This is a genomic window from Streptomyces sp. NPDC091287 (genome assembly GCF_044768525.1).
Classification (GTDB): domain Bacteria; phylum Actinomycetota; class Actinomycetes; order Streptomycetales; family Streptomycetaceae; genus Streptomyces.
Window position 1 is genome coordinate 130,358 of the sequence record NZ_JBIVUV010000013.1, and the last position, 16,012, is coordinate 146,369.

General features: G+C 71.2%; 18 protein-coding genes and 1 tRNA gene. 10 read left to right on the forward strand and 9 right to left on the reverse strand.

The window, feature by feature from the left end:
• Positions 1–15: 15 nt before the first annotated feature.
• The 3 genes from ACIQRW_RS22825 to ACIQRW_RS22835 all read right to left on the reverse strand — a co-directional run bounded on the left by ACIQRW_RS22825 (position 16) and on the right by ACIQRW_RS22835 (position 1,349).
• Positions 16–330 (reverse strand): DUF202 domain-containing protein, encoded by a 315-nt coding sequence (locus ACIQRW_RS22825; RefSeq protein ID WP_403763275.1) that lies wholly within the window; start codon positions 328–330, stop codon positions 16–18.
• Positions 327–722, reverse strand: a complete 396-nt coding sequence (locus tag ACIQRW_RS22830) for a YidH family protein (RefSeq protein WP_403763278.1) — start codon at positions 720–722, stop codon at positions 327–329. Before ACIQRW_RS22830 ends, ACIQRW_RS22825 begins: the two co-directional genes overlap by 4 nt.
• Before the next feature lie 117 nt (positions 723–839).
• Positions 840–1,349 (reverse strand): NUDIX hydrolase, encoded by a 510-nt coding sequence (locus tag ACIQRW_RS22835; RefSeq protein ID WP_403763281.1) that lies wholly within the window; start codon positions 1,347–1,349, stop codon positions 840–842.
• Positions 1,350–1,493: 144 nt separating this feature from the next.
• On the opposite strand from ACIQRW_RS22835, the gene ACIQRW_RS22840 reads away from it, so the two are divergent.
• Positions 1,494–3,149 (forward strand): FAD-binding dehydrogenase, encoded by a 1,656-nt coding sequence (locus tag ACIQRW_RS22840; RefSeq protein WP_403763284.1) that lies wholly within the window; start codon positions 1,494–1,496, stop codon positions 3,147–3,149.
• A 62-nt stretch (positions 3,150–3,211) separates the two neighbouring features.
• Here the strand turns inward: ACIQRW_RS22840 and ACIQRW_RS22845 are convergent, their stop codons facing one another.
• A complete protein-coding gene (locus tag ACIQRW_RS22845; RefSeq protein WP_403763287.1) occupies positions 3,212–3,637 on the reverse strand; it encodes an ASCH domain-containing protein in 426 nt (141 codons plus the stop codon).
• A 202-nt stretch (positions 3,638–3,839) separates the two neighbouring features.
• Here ACIQRW_RS22845 and ACIQRW_RS22850 point away from each other — a divergent pair, with 202 nt between their 5' ends.
• Both ACIQRW_RS22850 and ACIQRW_RS22855 read left to right on the forward strand, forming a co-directional pair.
• Positions 3,840–4,811: a hypothetical protein gene (locus ACIQRW_RS22850; RefSeq protein ID WP_403763290.1), complete on the forward strand. Its 972-nt coding sequence runs from the start codon at positions 3,840–3,842 to the stop codon at positions 4,809–4,811.
• Between the two features lie 46 nt (positions 4,812–4,857).
• On the forward strand, positions 4,858–6,429 hold the full coding sequence (locus ACIQRW_RS22855) for an APC family permease (RefSeq protein WP_403763293.1): 1,572 nt from the start codon (positions 4,858–4,860) through the stop codon (positions 6,427–6,429).
• 77 nt (positions 6,430–6,506) lie between these two features.
• Here ACIQRW_RS22855 and ACIQRW_RS22860 read toward each other — a convergent pair whose 3' ends face one another.
• Both ACIQRW_RS22860 and ACIQRW_RS22865 read right to left on the reverse strand, forming a co-directional pair.
• Complete coding sequence (locus tag ACIQRW_RS22860) at positions 6,507–7,904, reverse strand: GntP family permease (protein ID WP_403763296.1); 1,398 nt, start codon at positions 7,902–7,904, stop codon at positions 6,507–6,509.
• 11 nt (positions 7,905–7,915) lie between these two features.
• The gene (locus tag ACIQRW_RS22865) at positions 7,916–8,425 is read right to left on the reverse strand and encodes a gluconokinase (RefSeq protein WP_403763299.1); all 510 of its coding nucleotides are present in this window, start codon (positions 8,423–8,425) and stop codon (positions 7,916–7,918) included.
• A 131-nt stretch (positions 8,426–8,556) separates the two neighbouring features.
• Between ACIQRW_RS22865 and ACIQRW_RS22870 the strand changes: the two genes are divergently transcribed.
• The 3 genes from ACIQRW_RS22870 (at position 8,557) to ACIQRW_RS22880 (ending at position 11,069) form a co-directional block, all read left to right on the forward strand.
• Positions 8,557–9,258: a FadR/GntR family transcriptional regulator gene (locus ACIQRW_RS22870; protein WP_403763302.1), complete on the forward strand. Its 702-nt coding sequence runs from the start codon at positions 8,557–8,559 to the stop codon at positions 9,256–9,258.
• A gap of 96 nt (positions 9,259–9,354) precedes the next feature.
• Positions 9,355–10,440 (forward strand): S-(hydroxymethyl)mycothiol dehydrogenase, encoded by a 1,086-nt coding sequence (locus tag ACIQRW_RS22875; protein WP_403763305.1) that lies wholly within the window; start codon positions 9,355–9,357, stop codon positions 10,438–10,440.
• On the forward strand, positions 10,440–11,069 hold the full coding sequence (locus tag ACIQRW_RS22880) for an MBL fold metallo-hydrolase (protein WP_215106833.1): 630 nt from the start codon (positions 10,440–10,442) through the stop codon (positions 11,067–11,069). Before ACIQRW_RS22875 ends, ACIQRW_RS22880 begins: the two co-directional genes overlap by 1 nt.
• Positions 11,070–11,093: 24 nt before the next feature.
• Here ACIQRW_RS22880 and ACIQRW_RS22885 read toward each other — a convergent pair whose 3' ends face one another.
• Complete coding sequence (locus ACIQRW_RS22885) at positions 11,094–12,029, reverse strand: RluA family pseudouridine synthase (protein WP_403763309.1); 936 nt, start codon at positions 12,027–12,029, stop codon at positions 11,094–11,096.
• Positions 12,030–12,091: 62 nt separating this feature from the next.
• Positions 12,092–12,179: transfer RNA gene (locus tag ACIQRW_RS22890), tRNA-Leu, on the reverse strand.
• 183 nt (positions 12,180–12,362) lie between these two features.
• Between ACIQRW_RS22890 and ACIQRW_RS22895 the strand changes: the two genes are divergently transcribed.
• From ACIQRW_RS22895 to ACIQRW_RS22905, 3 genes are all read left to right on the forward strand, one after another.
• Positions 12,363–13,697 (forward strand): M20/M25/M40 family metallo-hydrolase, encoded by a 1,335-nt coding sequence (locus ACIQRW_RS22895; RefSeq protein WP_018959555.1) that lies wholly within the window; start codon positions 12,363–12,365, stop codon positions 13,695–13,697.
• 153 nt (positions 13,698–13,850) lie between these two features.
• Complete coding sequence (chpH, locus tag ACIQRW_RS22900; RefSeq protein ID WP_003970136.1) at positions 13,851–14,084, forward strand: chaplin ChpH; 234 nt, start codon at positions 13,851–13,853, stop codon at positions 14,082–14,084.
• A gap of 139 nt (positions 14,085–14,223) precedes the next feature.
• On the forward strand, positions 14,224–14,991 hold the full coding sequence (locus tag ACIQRW_RS22905; RefSeq protein ID WP_403763313.1) for a chaplin: 768 nt from the start codon (positions 14,224–14,226) through the stop codon (positions 14,989–14,991).
• Between the two features lie 70 nt (positions 14,992–15,061).
• Here ACIQRW_RS22905 and ACIQRW_RS22910 read toward each other — a convergent pair whose 3' ends face one another.
• Entirely contained in the window at positions 15,062–15,250 is a 189-nt protein-coding gene (locus tag ACIQRW_RS22910; protein WP_003970138.1) for a DUF5703 family protein, read from the reverse strand.
• A gap of 47 nt (positions 15,251–15,297) precedes the next feature.
• Here ACIQRW_RS22910 and ACIQRW_RS22915 point away from each other — a divergent pair, with 47 nt between their 5' ends.
• Positions 15,298–15,963: a hypothetical protein gene (locus ACIQRW_RS22915; protein WP_403763316.1), complete on the forward strand. Its 666-nt coding sequence runs from the start codon at positions 15,298–15,300 to the stop codon at positions 15,961–15,963.
• The last annotated feature ends 49 nt before the right edge of the window (positions 15,964–16,012 follow it).

Below are 16,012 nucleotides of genomic sequence, written 5' to 3' on the forward strand. Positions count from 1 at the left end.
CGGGAGAGGGCGCGCTCAGAACAGCATCGCCGCCGCGAACGCCGCCAGCGCCACCGTGCACAGCGTCGCCGCCAGCGCTCCGCGCGGGGCGAGCGGCTCCGGTCGCGCCGCCTCCATCCGCAGCATCCGGCGGTGGGCCACCATCAGGAAACCGAGCCAGGCCGCCGCGCTCAGCGCCACCGCGATCAGCGCGGCCGGGGTCGCCCCGCCGTGCAGCGCCTGCCGCACCGCGAGCAGCGCGACGACCGTGGCGGACAGCGTGGTACGCCGCCAGGCCAGCCGTGTCCGCTCGGGCTGGAGCCCGGGATCCCGGTCCGCCGTCGCCGTCACACGCCCTCCCAGCCGAAGAGGACCACCGCCACCATCGCCACGGCGACGACGGCGACCACCAGACTCAGCAGGGTCGGGAACCGGGACACCGGTAGGTCCTCGCCCCGCCGCATCGCCCGCTCGCACCGCACCCAGTGGTTGACCGCCCGCAGCGCGCAGAGCACCCCGGCGGCGAGCAGCCCGAGCGCGAGCCCGGCCCGGGCGCCCCACACCAGCTCCGGCAGGAACTGGTCGACGGCGAAACCCCCGCCGATCAGGGCCAGCGCCGTCCGGATCCAGGCGAGGAACGTCCGCTCGTTGGCCAGCGAGAACCGGTAGTCGGGGGTGTCCCCCTCGTCCCGGATCCGCTGCGGCGCGAACCACAGCCGTACGCTCTGCACGATCTTGTTCACATCTGGAACCCTAGAGGCTGCTCACCGATCGGGCCCGGTCAGCCCCGGTCAGCCCCGGTCAGTCCCGGTCGGATCCGGTCGGCCCCGCTCGGATCCGTTCGGGGCGTCCGAGTCCGGTCAGGCCGCCCGGAGCCCCCGCAGCCGCCGGTACGCCTCCACCCCGTCGGGCACCCAGGGCCACTCGTCGAGCCGCCGCTCCAGCTCCGCGTCGTCCAGGAACGTGTGCCAGGCGACCTCCTCCACCTGCGGGGAGACCGGCAGCTCGCACCGCACCCGGTAGACGGCGGACCACCAGGTGTGCCCCGCGTCGGCGTAGAGGAACCGGAACAGCGGCTCGGGCCGCGGCAGCCCCGAGACCCCCAACTCCTCCTCCGCCTCGCGCAGCGCCGCGTCGTCGTACGACTCGCCCGCCCCCACCACCCCGCCGACGAACATGTCGTAGTGCGAGGGGAAGACCAGCTTCGTGGGCGTACGGCGATGGACGAACACCCGCCCGTCGGCGTCGCGCGCCTCGATGAACACACAGCGGTGCCGCAGCCTCCGCGCGGTCGCCTCGCCGCGCGGGGCCTGCCCGATGACCTCGTCGTTCTCGTCGACGATGTCCAGGATCTCGTCAGAGGGCGTCATACGTTTCATCCAACAGCACCCGGACGGTTGACGTGGCCCCGGCGGGTATCCAAGATCTGACGCACGGGTAACTTGAACGTTTCGCCGGCCCGGTGGGGCCGACCTTCCCCGCCCGCCCCGAGCCACCCCGACAGGATGGAACCCATGGCGTACGACGCTGATGTGATCGTGATCGGGGCAGGACTCGCCGGGCTCGTGGCCACCGCCGAACTGGTCGACGCCGGCCGTTCCGTGATCCTCCTCGACCAGGAGCCCGAGCAGTCCATCGGCGGCCAGGCGCACTGGTCCTTCGGCGGCCTCTTCCTCGTGGACTCGCCCGAACAGCGCCGGCTGCGGATCAAGGACAGCCGGGAACTGGCCCTCCAGGACTGGTACGGCACGGCGGGCTTCGACCGGGAGACCGAGGACCGCTGGCCGCGGAAGTGGGCCGAGGCGTACGTCGACTTCGCCGCCGGAGAGAAGCGCTCCTGGCTGCACCAGCAGGGGCTGCGCATCTTCCCGGTCGTCGGCTGGGCGGAACGCGGCGGCTACGACGCGACGGGCCACGGCAACTCCGTACCCCGCTTCCACATCACCTGGGGCACCGGCCCCGGCGTCGTCGCCCCCTTCGAACGGCGGGTCCGCGAGGGCGTCGCCAAGGGGCTCGTCCAGCTGAGGTTCCGCCACCGCGTCACCGGTCTCGCCCGCACCGCCGGGGCGCTCGACACGGTCACCGGCGAGATCCTGGAGCCCAGCGCCGCCGAGCGCGGCACCGCGAGCAGCCGGGAGGCCACGGCCCCCTTCGAGCTGAAGGCGCAGGCGCTGATCGTCACCTCCGGGGGCATCGGCGGCAACCACGACCTGGTCCGCGCCCAGTGGCCCGGGCGCCTGGGCACCCCGCCCGCGAAGATGCTGTCCGGGGTGCCCGCGCACGTCGACGGACTGATGCTCGGCATCGCCGAGAAGGCGGGCGCGCACCACATCAACCGCGACCGGATGTGGCACTACACCGAGGGCATCGAGAACTGGAACCCGATCTGGGCCAAGCACGGCATCCGGATCCTGCCCGGCCCCTCGTCCCTCTGGCTGGACGCGCGCGGCAAGCGCCTGCCGGTCCCGCTCTTCCCCGGCTTCGACACGCTCGGCACCCTCGAACACATCATGGGCTCCGGCCACGGCTACACCTGGTTCGTGCTCAACCAGCGCATCATCGGCAAGGAGTTCGCGCTCTCCGGCTCCGAGCAGAACCCGGACCTGACCGGCAAGTCGATCCGCGACGTGATCGGCAGGGCCCGCGCGGACGTGCCCGCACCGGTCAAGGCGTTCATGGACCACGGCGTGGACTTCGTCGTGGAGAAGGAGCTCGGCGCGCTGGTCCGGGGCATGAACGCGGTCACCGGCGATAACCTCATCGACGAGGAGAGCCTGCGCCGCGAGATCATCGCCCGTGACCGCGAGATCGCCAACCCCTTCACCAAGGACCTCCAGGTCACCGCGGTCCACGGGGCCCGCGCCTACCTGGGCGACCGCCTCATCCGCACCGCGAAACCGCACCGCGTCCTGGACCCGGCGGCAGGCCCGCTGATCGCCGTCCGCCTCAACATCCTCACCCGCAAGTCGCTGGGCGGCCTGGAGACGGACCTGTCCTCCCGCGTCCTGAGCGCCGAGGGCGCCCCCCTCCCCGGCCTGTACGCGGCGGGCGAGGCGGCGGGCTTCGGCGGCGGCGGAGTCCACGGCTACCGCTCCCTGGAGGGCACGTTCCTGGGCGGCTGCATCTTCTCCGGCAGGGCGGCGGGCCGGGCGGCGGCGCAGGCCCTGTAGGCGGGCCTGTATCCCAAGCCCCTCCGGCGATTGAGGAGCGGGGCCCGGGGCAGCCCCGGGAGTCAGGCCAACCGCTCGACCACCCGGAACCGCTCCGCGACGATCAGCGTCCCGTCGTCCACGGTGAACCCCGGATCCCCCAACGCCTCCCGCATCTCCTCGCTGTGCCAGAACCGCTCGTGCCCCGCCCGCCATTCGGCCACCGACCGATATCCCTCGCCCTCGTCGAGCGCATGCTGGAGATCCACCTCCCCGAGGGGCAGCACCCGTACGTCGATCAGCTCCAGCACCGCCACCTCCCGCCCTTCCGAGTCGATCAGCGCGGACCGTTCGCCCACGGGGGGAAGCTCCTCCTGCTCCCGTTCGTACTCGGCCAACAGCCCGGAGGTGGAAACCTTCTCGCCGGAGAGGACCGCCGCCACCAGCTGATCGCGCAACGGCCCGGGGAAGGCGAGAAGGAAAGGGCTGAGGGGCTCGCGAGGTTCCATGTCCTCAGTGTGTCAGGCGCCACTCCGCGCCCACCGACCCCGCCGCACGCTGTGCGAACACCCTGCCGACAGGGGGTAATCCAGCCAAGTAGCCGAAAAGTGAACAGAGTTGACATCAAGCGCCCCTTGACGGGGGCCATTGCCTACCGCTTTGCTGTGCGCGATCATCCGCTCGCACACCGCATCGAAAGAAGCCTGCGGCATGCCCCCGCCTCCGCCGCCCCTGGGCCGCTCCCGCCGTCGGGGCAGCCGCTCGGACCACGTCTTCGACCTGGCCCTCGACGACGATGAACTCATCGCCGCACGCGGCCAGTTCGTGCAGGGCAGATGGTCCGAGGCCCGCACCCTGCTCGTGGGCACCGGGCGGGACTGGGACCGCCGCGGACATCGCGTGCTGGCCCTCGCCGAGACCCCGTCCGCCGTGGACTGGGCCGGTGACTGGCTGCTCGTCGAACCCGAGAGCGCCGACGCCGCCACCCTCCTCGGCTGCGCCCGGGTCGCCCGCGCGCTGCGGCCCAAGGCCAGCGCGAACGACGCCGCCCGCGCCCGGGAAGCCTGCCTCGCCGCCGCCCGCCTCCTCCCCGACGACCCCACCCCCTGGCTCGCGCTGCTCCTCCTGGACCGGGGCCGCGACGACGGGGCGGACGAGACCGGCCGGCTCTTCGAGGAGGTGCGCTCCCGCCATCCCGACCACCATCACGCCCACCACGTGATGACCGCTCTGCTGGCCGAGAGCAACCCCGCCAGCGGCCACGACCCCCTCCACGAGGTGTACGACTTCGCCGCCTGGGCCGCCGAACTGGCTCCCGCCGACTCCCCGTTGTCCGTTCTCCCGGTCATCGCCCACGCAGAGCGCTACCGCGTCCTGGTCGCCGCCGGCATCGAGCCCGGCGACCCGGCGCTCTCCGGGCACTGGTCCGGACGCCGGGCCCGCCAGGTGATGAAGGCCGCCTTCGACTGGTGGCTGGAATGGGAGCGCGAGGACCATCCGCGTCACCGCCTCGACCTGAACTTCCTGGCCCACGCCAAGGTCTGCGAGGGCCGGCCCGCCGAGGCCGCCGCCCTGTTCCACCGCATCGGCCCGTACGCCACCGCCGCGCCCTGGTCGTACTCCGGACGGGAGCCCCACGCCGCGTTCGTCGCCGCGCGCACCTACGCGCTCGGCACCCCGTGATCCACGAAAGGCACCACCCCACCACGAAGAAGGGACCCATCCCGCCATGTCGAGGGGCAGTTCAATTTCCAGCGAGACCGGCAGCACGAGGGGGACGGCCGATACCGGCGGGATCAACACCTACAAGGGCGAGGAACGAGCCCTGCGGGCGAACCGGCTCGGCACCCCCGGACTCCTGCTGTCGGTGATCGCGGCCAGCGCCCCCCTGATGGTGGTCGCCGGAGTGATGCCCACGGTCTTCGGCGTGATGGGCATCGTCGGCCAGCCGCTGCTCTACCTCATCCTGGGCGTCGTCCTGATGCTGTTCAGCGTCGGCTACGCGGAGATGAGCCGGCACGTCCACAACGCCGGCGCGTTCTACGCGTACATCGCCCGCGGGCTCGGCCCGACGGCCGGCGCCGGAGCCTCGCTGGTGGCGCTGGTGGCGTACAGCGCGATGCAGGTCGGCATCTACGGGATCCTCGGCTTCGAGGTCTCCGGCATCTTCGCCACGTATCTCGACACCGAACTGGCGTGGTGGATACCGGCCCTGGCCGCGGCGGCCGTCGTCGGCGTTCTCGGCTGGCTGAAGATCGACCTCAACGCCAAGGTGCTCGGCGTCCTGCTGGTCATCGAGTGTGCCCTCGTCGTGATCTTCGACATCGCCGCCGTGAGCAAGCCCGGCCCGGAGGGCCTGTCGCTGCACGCCTTCAACCCCGAGACCCTCACCGGCGTCGGGCTCGGTACCGCGCTCTGCTTCTGCATCGCCGCGTTCGTCGGCTTCGAGCAGGCCCCGGTGTACGCGGAGGAGACCAGCCGCCCGCAGCTCGTGGTGTCCCGGGTGATGTTCCTCGCGGTGGGGTACTCCGCGCTGTTCCTGGCGATCAGCTCCTGGGCCCTCACCGTCGCCGCCGGACCCGGCTCCATCGCCGACACCTCCCTCAAGGAGGGCCCCGGCATGCTGTTCGGCCTCACCGAGGAGCGGCTCGGCTCCACCTTCACCGACGTGCTGCACGTCCTCTTCGTCACCGGGATGTTCGCCGCGCTCCTCAGCTTCCACAACGTCGTCGCCCGCTACGCGTTCGCCATGGGCCGCGAGGGCCTGCTGCCCGCCCGCTTCGGCCGCACCAACCGGGCGAGCGGCGCCCCCGGCACCGGCTCGCTGCTCCAGACCGTCGTCTCCGTCGTGATCGTGCTGGCCTTCGCCCTCACCGACGACAACCCGGTCGGTGACCCCACCGCCCCCGTCCTGCGGCTGTTCACCTGGATGGGCAACGTCGGCGCGCTCGGGGTCATCCTGCTGATGGCAGCCGCCTCCTTCGCCGTCATCGCCTTCTTCGTCAAGCGCGGCGCGGGCCGCGCACAGGCCCCGCGCCTGGTCGCCTCCGGACTCGCCGGACTCGCGCTCCTGACGATCGCCGTCTTCACCGTCCGCGACTTCGACGTCCTCGTCGGTTCCGGCCCCGGCTCGGCCCTCAGCTGGCTGCTGCCGGGCGTGATCATCCTCGCGCTCGTCGGAGGCCTCGTGTACGGGGCGGTGCTGCGCTCGGTCAAACCCGAGGTGCACGCCCGGATCGGCCTCGGCAACGAGGCGTTCCAGCTGGAGAAGGCGGCCGAGAGCGAGTCGGCCCGCCGCTGACGACTCCCGTACGTACGCGAAACGCCCGCCCCGGTGCCGTACCGGGGCGGGCGTCCGTCATTGCCGTACGGGAGGGGCTACAGCAACAGCGACAGCAGCAGGATGAAGGCCATGGCCACCACGGAGATGATCGTCTCCATCACCGACCAGGTCTTCACGGTCTGGCCGACGTCCATGCCGAAGTACTCCTTCACCAGCCAGAACCCGGCGTCGTTGACATGGCTGAAGAAGAGCGAACCGGCGCCGACGGCCAGCACCAGCAGGGCCGCGTGCGAGGTCGACATATCGGCGGCCAGCGGGGCGACCAGACCGGCGGCCGAAATGGTGGCGACGGTGGCCGAGCCGGTGGCGAGGCGGATCGCGACGGCGATCAGCCAGCCGAGCAGCAGGGCCGGGATCGACCAGTTCTCGGAGAACTCCAGGATCATCTGGCCCACCCCGGCGTCGATCAGCGTCTGCTTGAAGCCGCCGCCCGCGCCGACGATGAGCAGGATTCCGGCGATCGGGGCGAGGGACTTCTCCACGGTGCCGGCGAGCCGGTCCTTGGTGAAGCCCGCGGCCCGGCCCAGCGTGAACATCCCGACGAGGACGGCCGCGAGCAGGGCGATCAGCGGCGACCCGATGACCGCGGTGACCTTCTGGAGACCGTTCTCGGGGTTGTCGACCACGATCTCGACGAGCGCGTTCAGCAGCATCAGGACGACCGGCAGCAGGATGGTCGCCAGGGTCGCGCCGAAGCTCGGACGGCGGTCCAGGTCCTCGGTGGGGCGCTGCGGGATCATGTTCTCCGGCGGCTTGATGTCCACCCAGCGCGCGGCGTAGCGGGAGAACACCGGACCGGCGATGATCACCGTCGGGATGGCGACCAGCACACCGAGCGCCAGCGTCACGCCGAGATTGGCGTCCAGGGCGTCGATCGCGACCAGCGGGCCGGGGTGCGGCGGGATCAGCCCGTGCATCACGGAGAGACCGGCCAGCGCCGGGATGCCGATGCGCATCAGGGAGTAGTTGCCGCGCTTGGCGACGAGCAGCACGACCGGGATCATCAGCACGATCCCGACCTCGAAGAACAGCGGCAGACCGATGATCGAGGCGATCAGGACCATCGCCCAGGGCATGACCCGGCCGCTCGCCTTCGCGAGGATGGTGTCGACGACCTGGTCGGCCCCGCCCGAGTCGGCGAGCAGTTTGCCGAGGATCGCGCCGAGCGCGATCAGGACGCCCACGCCCGCGACGGTGGAGCCGAGGCCCGCGGTGAAGCTGAGGATCGTGTCGGCCGGGGCGGCTCCCGCGAAGGAGCCGAGCGCCAGCGTACCGATGGTCAGCGCCAGGAACGCGTGCATCTTGAGCTTGGTGATGAGGAGAACGATGACGGCGATGCCCGCCAGGACGGCGATGCCCAACTGAGCGTTGCCTGCCGAGGTGATCGGTTCGGCGGCTTCCGCTGCCAGCATCTCGACGCTGAGACTGGTCACGGTGATGGTCCTTAACTATCGAGCCGACGCAGCGCGGCGGCGGCTCGCCGGGTGATTTCCTCAGGAGTGCCGGACACGTCGACGCTCACCCCGGCCTCGTCGGCCTGGAGCGGTTGCAGCGTCGCGAACTGCGAGTCGAGCAGCGCGGTGGGCATGAAGTGGCCCTTGCGGTCCGCCATCCGCTCCTCGATCAGCGCCCGGTCACCGGTCAGATGCAGGAAGACGGCGTCCGGCGCCCCGTCCCGCAGCCGGTCCCGGTAGACCCGCTTGAGCGCGGAGCTGGAGACGACCCCGCCGAGCCCCGCCCGCCCGTGCGCCCACGCGCCGATGGCGTCCAGCCAGGGCCACCGGTCGTCGTCGTCCAGGGGGGTGCCGGCCGACATCTTGGCGATGTTCGCCGGGGGATGGAAGTCGTCGCCCTCGGCGTACGGAACGCCGAGTTCGGCGGCGAGCAGGGGACCGATCGTGGTCTTGCCGGTTCCTGCTACGCCCATCACCACGACGACGTGGGGGGTGCTCATGGGGTGCCTCGCTGTCTTCTTCGACATCGGTCCGTCGCGCTACTGAAACCTATTAGGTACGACTTATTCAAGAGTCTGTGACGTAAACGTCGTACTTATTGTTCCCGAGGGTCGCCCCGTAGGCTTGACGCATGACCACACAGAGCCAGGGGCTGCATACACATGTGCTGGACACCCTGGGTCTGGAGATCTCCTCCGGCCAGTGCCCGCCCGGCAGCGTCCTACGCACCGACGAGCTCGCCCAGCGCTTCGACGTCTCCCGTACGGTCGTGCGCGAAGTGGTCCGGGTCCTGGAATCGATGCACCTGGTCGAATCCCGCCGCCGCGTCGGCGTGACGGTCCGCCCCACCGAGACCTGGAACGTCTACGACCCCCAGGTCATCCGCTGGCGCCTCGCCGGCGCCGACCGCCCACGCCAACTGCGCTCCCTCACCGTGCTGCGCTCCGCGATCGAACCGGTCGCGGCGGGCCTCGCCGCCCGCCACGCCACCGCCGCGCACTGCGCCGAGCTCACCGAACGCGCCCTCGGCATGGTCGCCACCTCGCGCGGCCAGCAGCTGGAGGGCTACCTCGAACACGACATCGCCTTCCACCGAATCGTCCTCAACGCCTCCGGCAACGAGATGTTCGCCCGGCTCGGGGACGTCGTCGCCGAGGTCCTCGCGGGCCGCACCCACCACCAGGTGATGTTCGAGGACCCCGACCCGGCCGCCGTCACCCTGCACGTCCGCCTCGCCGAGGCGGTCCGCGAGGGCGACCCGGAGGCCGCCGAACGGATCACCAAGGAGATCGCGGTCGGCGCCCTGCACGAACTGGACGTGCTCGCCCCGTAGGGCCTTCCGCGCGACGCGGCGCAGGACCCGGCCCCGAGGCGTACGGTTGTCCGCGATCGATCTTCGCGAAAGCTCAGGAGCAGGGAGAGCACGGTTATGGCGCAGCAGGTGCAAGGGGTCATCGCACCGGGGAAGAACGAGCCGGTCAGGGTCGAGACGATTCAGATCCCGGACCCCGGCCCCGGCGAGGCGGTCGTGAAGATCCAGGCGTGCGGCGTCTGCCACACCGACCTGCACTACAAGCAGGGCGGCATCAACGACGAGTTCCCCTTCCTCCTCGGCCACGAGGCCGCGGGCGTCGTGGAGTCGGTCGGCGAGGGCGTCACGGACGTCGCCCCCGGCGACTTCGTCGTCCTCAACTGGCGTGCCGTGTGCGGCCAGTGCCGTGCCTGTCTGCGCGGTCGCCCCTGGTACTGCTTCGACACCCACAACGCGAAGCAGAAGATGACGCTGCTCGACGGCACGGAGCTGTCGCCCGCGCTGGGCATCGGCGCGTTCGCCGAGAAGACCCTCGTCGCCTCCGGCCAGTGCACCAAGGTCGACCCCGAGGTCTCCCCGGCCGTCGCCGGACTGCTCGGCTGCGGCGTCATGGCGGGCATCGGCGCCGCCATCAACACCGGCCAGGTCGGCCGGGGCGACTCCGTCGCCGTCATCGGCTGCGGCGGCGTCGGCGACGCGGCGATCGCCGGGGCCCGGCTGGCCGGCGCGGCGAAGATCATCGCGGTCGACATCGACGACCGCAAGCTGGAGACGGCGAAGAAGATGGGTGCCACCCACACCGTCAACTCCCGCTCCACCGACCCGGTCGAGGCCATCCGCGCCCTCACCGACGGCAACGGCGCCGACGTCGTCATCGAGGCCGTCGGCCGCCCGGAGACCTACCAGCAGGCCTTCTACGCCCGCGACCTCGCCGGAACGGTCGTCCTCGTCGGCGTCCCCACCCCGGACATGAAGCTCGAACTGCCGCTCCTGGACGTCTTCGGCCGCGGCGGCTCGCTCAAGTCCTCCTGGTACGGCGACTGCCTGCCCTCCCGCGACTTCCCGATGCTCGTCGACCTCCACCAGCAGGGCCGCCTCGACCTCGCCGCCTTCGTCACCGAGACCATCGGCCTGGGCGACGTCGAGCAGGCCTTCGCCCGGATGCACGACGGCGACGTCCTCCGCTCGGTGGTGGTCTTCTGATGTCCGCCCGCGTCGACCACCTGGTCACCTCCGGCACCTTCGCCCTCGACGGCGGCGAGTGGGACGTCGACAACAACGTCTGGATCGTCGGCGACGACACCGAGGCGATCGTCATCGACGCCGCCCACGACGCCGCCGCCATCGAGGCCGCGCTCGGCGGCCGGGCGCTGCGCGCCATCGTCTGCACCCACGCCCACAACGACCACATCGACGCCGCCCCCGCCCTCGCGGACGCCACCGGCGCCCCGATCCTGCTCCACCCGGACGACCTGCCGCTCTGGCAGCAGACCCACCCGGACCGCACCCCCGACGGCACCCTCACCGACGGCCAGGAACTGACCGTCGCGGGCACCACGCTCACGGTCCTGCACACCCCGGGCCACGCCCCCGGCGCGGTCTGCCTGTACGCCCCCGGGCTCTCCACGGTCTTCACCGGCGACACCCTCTTCCAGGGCGGCCCCGGCGCCACCGGCCGGTCCTTCTCGTCGTTCCCGACGATCATCGACTCGATCCGGGACCGGCTGCTCACCCTCCCCGGCGACACCGCCGTCCGCACCGGCCACGGAGACCCCACCTCCATCGGCGCGGAGGCCCCGCAGCTCGACGAGTGGATCAAGCGCGGCCACTGAGCGCCGCGCGCCTCCGACAGCCTCTCACCCCTCCGGCCAGGCGGAGAGCCGCAGCCCGCTCTCGAAGCGGCGCGGCTCCCCGCCGACCGGATCGGTGAACTCCAGCACCCGGGCCAGCAACTGCAACGGCCGCGAGAAGTCGGCGGCCCCTTCCTCCTCCACCACCGGATACAGCGGATCGTGGACGATCGGCAGCCCCAGCGCGTTCATATGGACCCGCAGCTGATGCGTCCGCCCGGTGGCCGGCAGCAGCCGGTAACGCCCGGTCCCGCCCCGGTGCTCCACCAGCTCCACCCGGCTCTCGCTGTTCGCCTCACCCGGCTCCTCGCGGGCGGCGAGCACCCCGCGCTCCTTCACGATCCGGCTCCTCACGGTCCGGGGCAGGACGAGCTCCGGGTCGTACGGGGCCACCGCCTCGTACTCCTTCCGCACCAGCCGGTCCCGGAACAGCGTCTGGTAGGCGCCCCGATCCTCGGGCCGCACCACGAACAGCACGAGCCCCGCGGTCAGCCGGTCCAGCCGATGCGCGGGCTGCAACGCGGGCAGGTCCAGCTCCCGTCGCAGCCGGGCCACCGCGGTCTCGGTGATGTGCCGCCCCCGGGGCATGGTCGCCAGGAAGTGCGGCTTGTCGGCGACCACGAGCCGCTCGTCCCGGTACACGACGCCGACCGGGAAGGGCACCGGTTCCTCCGGCGCGAAGTCCCGGTGGAACCAGAGACACCGCCCCGCGGTGTACGGCTCGTCGCCCCGCACGGCGGCCCCGTCGGCCCCCACGAACCGTCCGGCCGCCAGCATCTCCGCGACCCGGCCCGCCCCGATCGCCCCGCCGAACCGCCCGACGAGATGCTCCCCGACGCAGCCCCAGAGCCCTTCGGGATCCTCCGGCAACCGCACCCGCACCGCGTCGATCCCGTGCCGCTGGGGGAGCGGCGCGGGAGGCGGCTTCCTGCGACCCCGCATCGTCGCCCCTCTCCGTGGTCGCCCGGCGACGCAAAAGAGCCCCACCGAAGTGGGGCTCCTGCTGGTGTCCGAGGGGGGACTTGAACCCCCACGCCCGATAAAGGGCACTAGCACCTCAAGCTAGCGCGTCTGCCATTCCGCCACCCGGACAAGGTGTCTGTCTCGCGGGCCGTGCCCGTTCCGACGTGGAAAACCATAGCAAACATTCGAGGGTGCTCGATCACGCCCCGATGGCTGTGAACGGTGCGTGACGGGGGGTGCGCGGCCTTGGGTGCGGGCCGTGGGCGCGGGAGGATGAGGGGGAGCACCACAGCGACAGTGGAAGGAACCAGCGTGAGCGAGAGCAGCACGGGCAAGGCCGTCACCGGCGGCAACGCCGAGAGGGAGGTCGTCGACCTCTGTCGTGACCTGATCCGGATCGACACCAGCAACTACGGCGACCACTCCGGCCCCGGTGAGCGGCTCGCGGCCGAGTACGTCGCGGAGAAGCTCGCGGAGGTCGGCCTGGAGCCGAAGATCTTCGAGTCGCACAAGGGGCGGGCCTCCACGGTCGCCCGGATCGAGGGCGAGGACCCCTCCCGCCCGGCGCTCCTGATCCACGGGCACACCGACGTCGTCCCGGCCAACGCGGCGGACTGGACGCACGACCCGTTCTCCGGGGAGATCGCGGACGGCTGCGTCTGGGGCCGGGGCGCGGTCGACATGAAGGACATGGACGCGATGACCCTCGCGGTCGTCCGCGAGCGCATGCGCACCGGCCGCAAGCCCCCGCGCGACATCGTGCTCGCCTTCCTCGCGGACGAGGAGGCCGGCGGGACGTACGGCGCGCGCTACCTCGTCGACAACCACCCCGGGCTCTTCGAGGGCGTCACCGAGGCGATCAGCGAGGTCGGCGGCTTCTCCTTCACCGTCAACGAGAACCTGCGGCTGTATCTGGTGGAGACGGCCCAGAAGGGCATGCACTGGATGAAGCTGACCGTGGACGGTACCGCCGGACACGGTTCGATGATCCACAAGGACAACGCCATCACGGAGCTGTCCGAGGCGGTCGGGCGGCTGGGGCGGCACAAGTTCCCGGTGCGGGTCACCAAGACGCTGCGGCACTTCCTGGACGAGCTCTCCGACGCGCTGGGCACCGAGCTGGACCCGGAGAACATGGACGAGACGCTCGCCAAGCTGGGCGGCATCGCCAAGCTCATCGGCGCCTCCCTCCAGAACACCGCCAACCCCACGCAGCTCGGCGCCGGCTACAAGGTCAACGTCATCCCGGGGCAGGCGACCGCCCACGTCGACGGCCGGTACCTCCCCGGGTACGAGGAGGAGTTCCTCGCGGACCTGGACCGGATCCTCGGGCCCAACGTCCGGCGCGAGGACGTGCACGCGGACAAGGCCCTGGAGACCACGTTCGACGGCGCGCTGGTCGACGCCATGCAGACCGCGCTGGTCGCCGAGGACCCCATCGCCCGTGCCGTGCCGTACATGCTCTCGGCCGGCACCGACGCCAAGTCCTTCGACGACCTCGGCATCCGGGGCTTCGGCTTCGCCCCGCTGAAGCTGCCGCCGGAGCTGGACTTCGCCGGGATGTTCCACGGCGTCGACGAGCGGGTCCCGGTCGACGGTCTGCAGTTCGGCGTGCGGGTGCTCGACCGGTTCATCGACCACTCCTGACCGCTCCATGACCGATTCTCCGTTGATTCGTCCACCTGTGCGGACATGTCCGAACGAGTGAAACGAGCCGTTCACACGTAGCCCCGCCAAATCCTCCTCGTTACAAGGTTTGCGGTCCGCGGCTGGGACCGCATTTTCCAACTAGGAGGAATCATGATCAAGAAGGTCGTCGCAGTTGCGGCTGCTACGGGTGGCCTCGTTCTCGCGGGTGCGGGCATGGCTTCCGCCGACGCGGGCGCCCAGGGTGCTGCCATCGGCAGCCCCGGCGTGCTCTCCGGCAACGTCGTCCAGGTTCCGGTCCACGTGCCGATCAACGTGTGCGGCAACACGGTCTCCGTGATCGGTCTGCTGAACCCCGCCTTCGGCAACACCTGCGTCAACGCCTGACGTTGAACGTCAACCCGTAAGGGTTTGAGCTCGACCGGTCCCGGAGTGCACTCCATGCACTCCGGGACCGTTCGGCATTCGGCTCCCGCACGGTCATGTCCGGGGGTTTTTCGGAAGCCAGAAGGCAGGAAACGAACCTATGCGACAGGTCACTCGTAAAGGCCTGATCACCATGGCGGCTGCGGGCGGAGTGCTCGCGCTGAGTGGCGGATACGCCCACGCCGACTCCGGGGCGGCCGGTACCGCCTCCGGCTCACCGGGCGTGCTGTCCGGCAACTTGATCCAGGTCCCGATCGACATTCCGGTCAACGCCTGCGGCAACTCCGTCACCGTCGGCGGACTCATCAACCCGGTGTTCGGAAACGACTGCGAGAACGGATCGGCGGGATCGAGCAGGGGCTCCGGGCCGCAGAACCGCAGCGCCGGCTCCGGCGACGGGGCGCAGGCCGGAGACACCTCCGCGACGGACCGGCACGGCGAGTCCGGCACGGGTCGGCACCGGGCCGGCGGTGCCGGTGCGGAAGGAGTCGCGCAGGGCTCACCCGGCATTCTCTCCGGTAACACGATCCAGGCTCCGATCAGCGTCCCCGTGAACATCTGCGGCAACAGCGTCTCCGTGATCGGGCTGCTGAATCCAACCTTCGGCAACGGCTGCGCCAACGAAGCCGAGGTTCCGCCCCCGCCGCCCGAGCAGCCGGAGAAGCCCCCGGTCACGCCGGAGAAGCCGGTCATCCCGCCGGCCAACCAGCCGCCCGAGCCGAATGCTCCCCAGACCCAGCACATCCCCGGGGAGCAGCTCGCGCAGACCGGTGGGGGCGGGCTCGAACTGCTCATCCCGGCCAGTGCCGGACTGCTGCTCGCCGGTGCGGGATCGGTTCTCTACCGTCGCTCGCGCAGCGCCGCCTGATCCGGGCGCGCGCAGCGCGGCACAGCACAGGTGAGGGAGCGGGCCCCGCGGCCGCGGGGCCCGCTCCATGTCACCAGGTGGCCCGTAGCTGACGGATGATCCGTCTGCGCAGCCGCACCCTGCGGCTGCCGTCCCTGCGGAGCGTCAGGCGGTCCAGTTCCCAGTGTCCGTACTCGGCGTGGTCGGTCAGGAGTCGGGCCGCTTCCTTGCGGGAGACCCCGCGCGGCACGTACACGTCGACGAATTCGTATTCCGGCATCGCATCTATTGTGCGGGCAGAGCCCCGGTACGGATAGCGTCTGCACTATGTCTGATGCTGCGCAGCCCACCGCTGCCGAGGTACGTGCCGCCGCCGAGGCGGTCAAAGCCGCGATCGACCGTCACCTCGACGCGGTCGAACGCCGTACCGGGGACGACGACCCCGCCGTCTACGACGCGTTCAACGCCCTTGCCGCTGCCGCCGAGGTCTACGACGAACTCCTCTACGAGCGCTACGACGAAGTCACCCCCTTCGAGATTCCCGGCGCCGACGACTCCCTGCCTCCCTACGCCGGTCCCGCCGAGCCCAGCGCGCTCAGCGTCCTGATCCGGCGCGACTACCTCGTCGCGGAGCCCCCGCGGCTGCTCGCACAGGCTCAGCGCCTCGCCGATCTCGACGCGGGTCCGGGCGGCGGACAGGACACGGCCCCGGTGGTCGGCACCAGCGTCCACGCCGCGCTCGGCGTGCTCTTCGGCGAGTACGAACCGGACGAGATCGCCTCCCGGCACAAGGAATTCGGCCTGGAGGAGGGCGACTCCACCCTCTGGGTCTCGGCCGGGGAAGCGCCGCCGGAGCCGGGGGAGTGGCTCGGTGCCCCGTTCGAGGACGCCGACCCCGAACTGGTGGTCTGCCGCTTCGACGTCAGCGCGGTCTTCGACGAGGAGGACGAGTCGGACGAGGACTTCGCCGGGCCCTCGGTGGGCGGCCTCTGACCCTTGTCCTTCCTCCCGCACCGGACGTGACGGTGGGGCCCCGGCGCAC

Bases quoted from the DNA above. Each gene is read 5' to 3' on its own strand.
- ACIQRW_RS22850 (WP_403763290.1), top strand. From the start codon at position 3,840: ATGCCCCCGCCTCCGCCGCCCCTGGGCCGCTCCCGCCGTCGGGGCAGC.
- ACIQRW_RS22880 (WP_215106833.1), top strand. From the start codon at position 10,440: ATGTCCGCCCGCGTCGACCACCTGGTCACCTCCGGCACCTTCGCCCTC.
- ACIQRW_RS22885 (WP_403763309.1), bottom strand. From the start codon at position 12,029: ATGCGGGGTCGCAGGAAGCCGCCTCCCGCGCCGCTCCCCCAGCGGCAC.
- ACIQRW_RS22905 (WP_403763313.1), top strand. From the start codon at position 14,224: ATGCGACAGGTCACTCGTAAAGGCCTGATCACCATGGCGGCTGCGGGC.
- ACIQRW_RS22855 (WP_403763293.1), top strand. From the start codon at position 4,858: ATGTCGAGGGGCAGTTCAATTTCCAGCGAGACCGGCAGCACGAGGGGG.
- ACIQRW_RS22870 (WP_403763302.1), top strand. From the start codon at position 8,557: ATGACCACACAGAGCCAGGGGCTGCATACACATGTGCTGGACACCCTG.
- ACIQRW_RS22875 (WP_403763305.1), top strand. From the start codon at position 9,355: ATGGCGCAGCAGGTGCAAGGGGTCATCGCACCGGGGAAGAACGAGCCG.
- ACIQRW_RS22865 (WP_403763299.1), bottom strand. From the start codon at position 8,425: ATGAGCACCCCCCACGTCGTCGTGGTGATGGGCGTAGCAGGAACCGGC.
- ACIQRW_RS22845 (WP_403763287.1), bottom strand. From the start codon at position 3,637: ATGGAACCTCGCGAGCCCCTCAGCCCTTTCCTTCTCGCCTTCCCCGGG.
- chpH (WP_003970136.1), top strand. From the start codon at position 13,851: ATGATCAAGAAGGTCGTCGCAGTTGCGGCTGCTACGGGTGGCCTCGTT.
- ACIQRW_RS22915 (WP_403763316.1), top strand. From the start codon at position 15,298: ATGTCTGATGCTGCGCAGCCCACCGCTGCCGAGGTACGTGCCGCCGCC.
- ACIQRW_RS22840 (WP_403763284.1), top strand. From the start codon at position 1,494: ATGGCGTACGACGCTGATGTGATCGTGATCGGGGCAGGACTCGCCGGG.
- ACIQRW_RS22835 (WP_403763281.1), bottom strand. From the start codon at position 1,349: ATGACGCCCTCTGACGAGATCCTGGACATCGTCGACGAGAACGACGAG.
- ACIQRW_RS22910 (WP_003970138.1), bottom strand. From the start codon at position 15,250: ATGCCGGAATACGAATTCGTCGACGTGTACGTGCCGCGCGGGGTCTCC.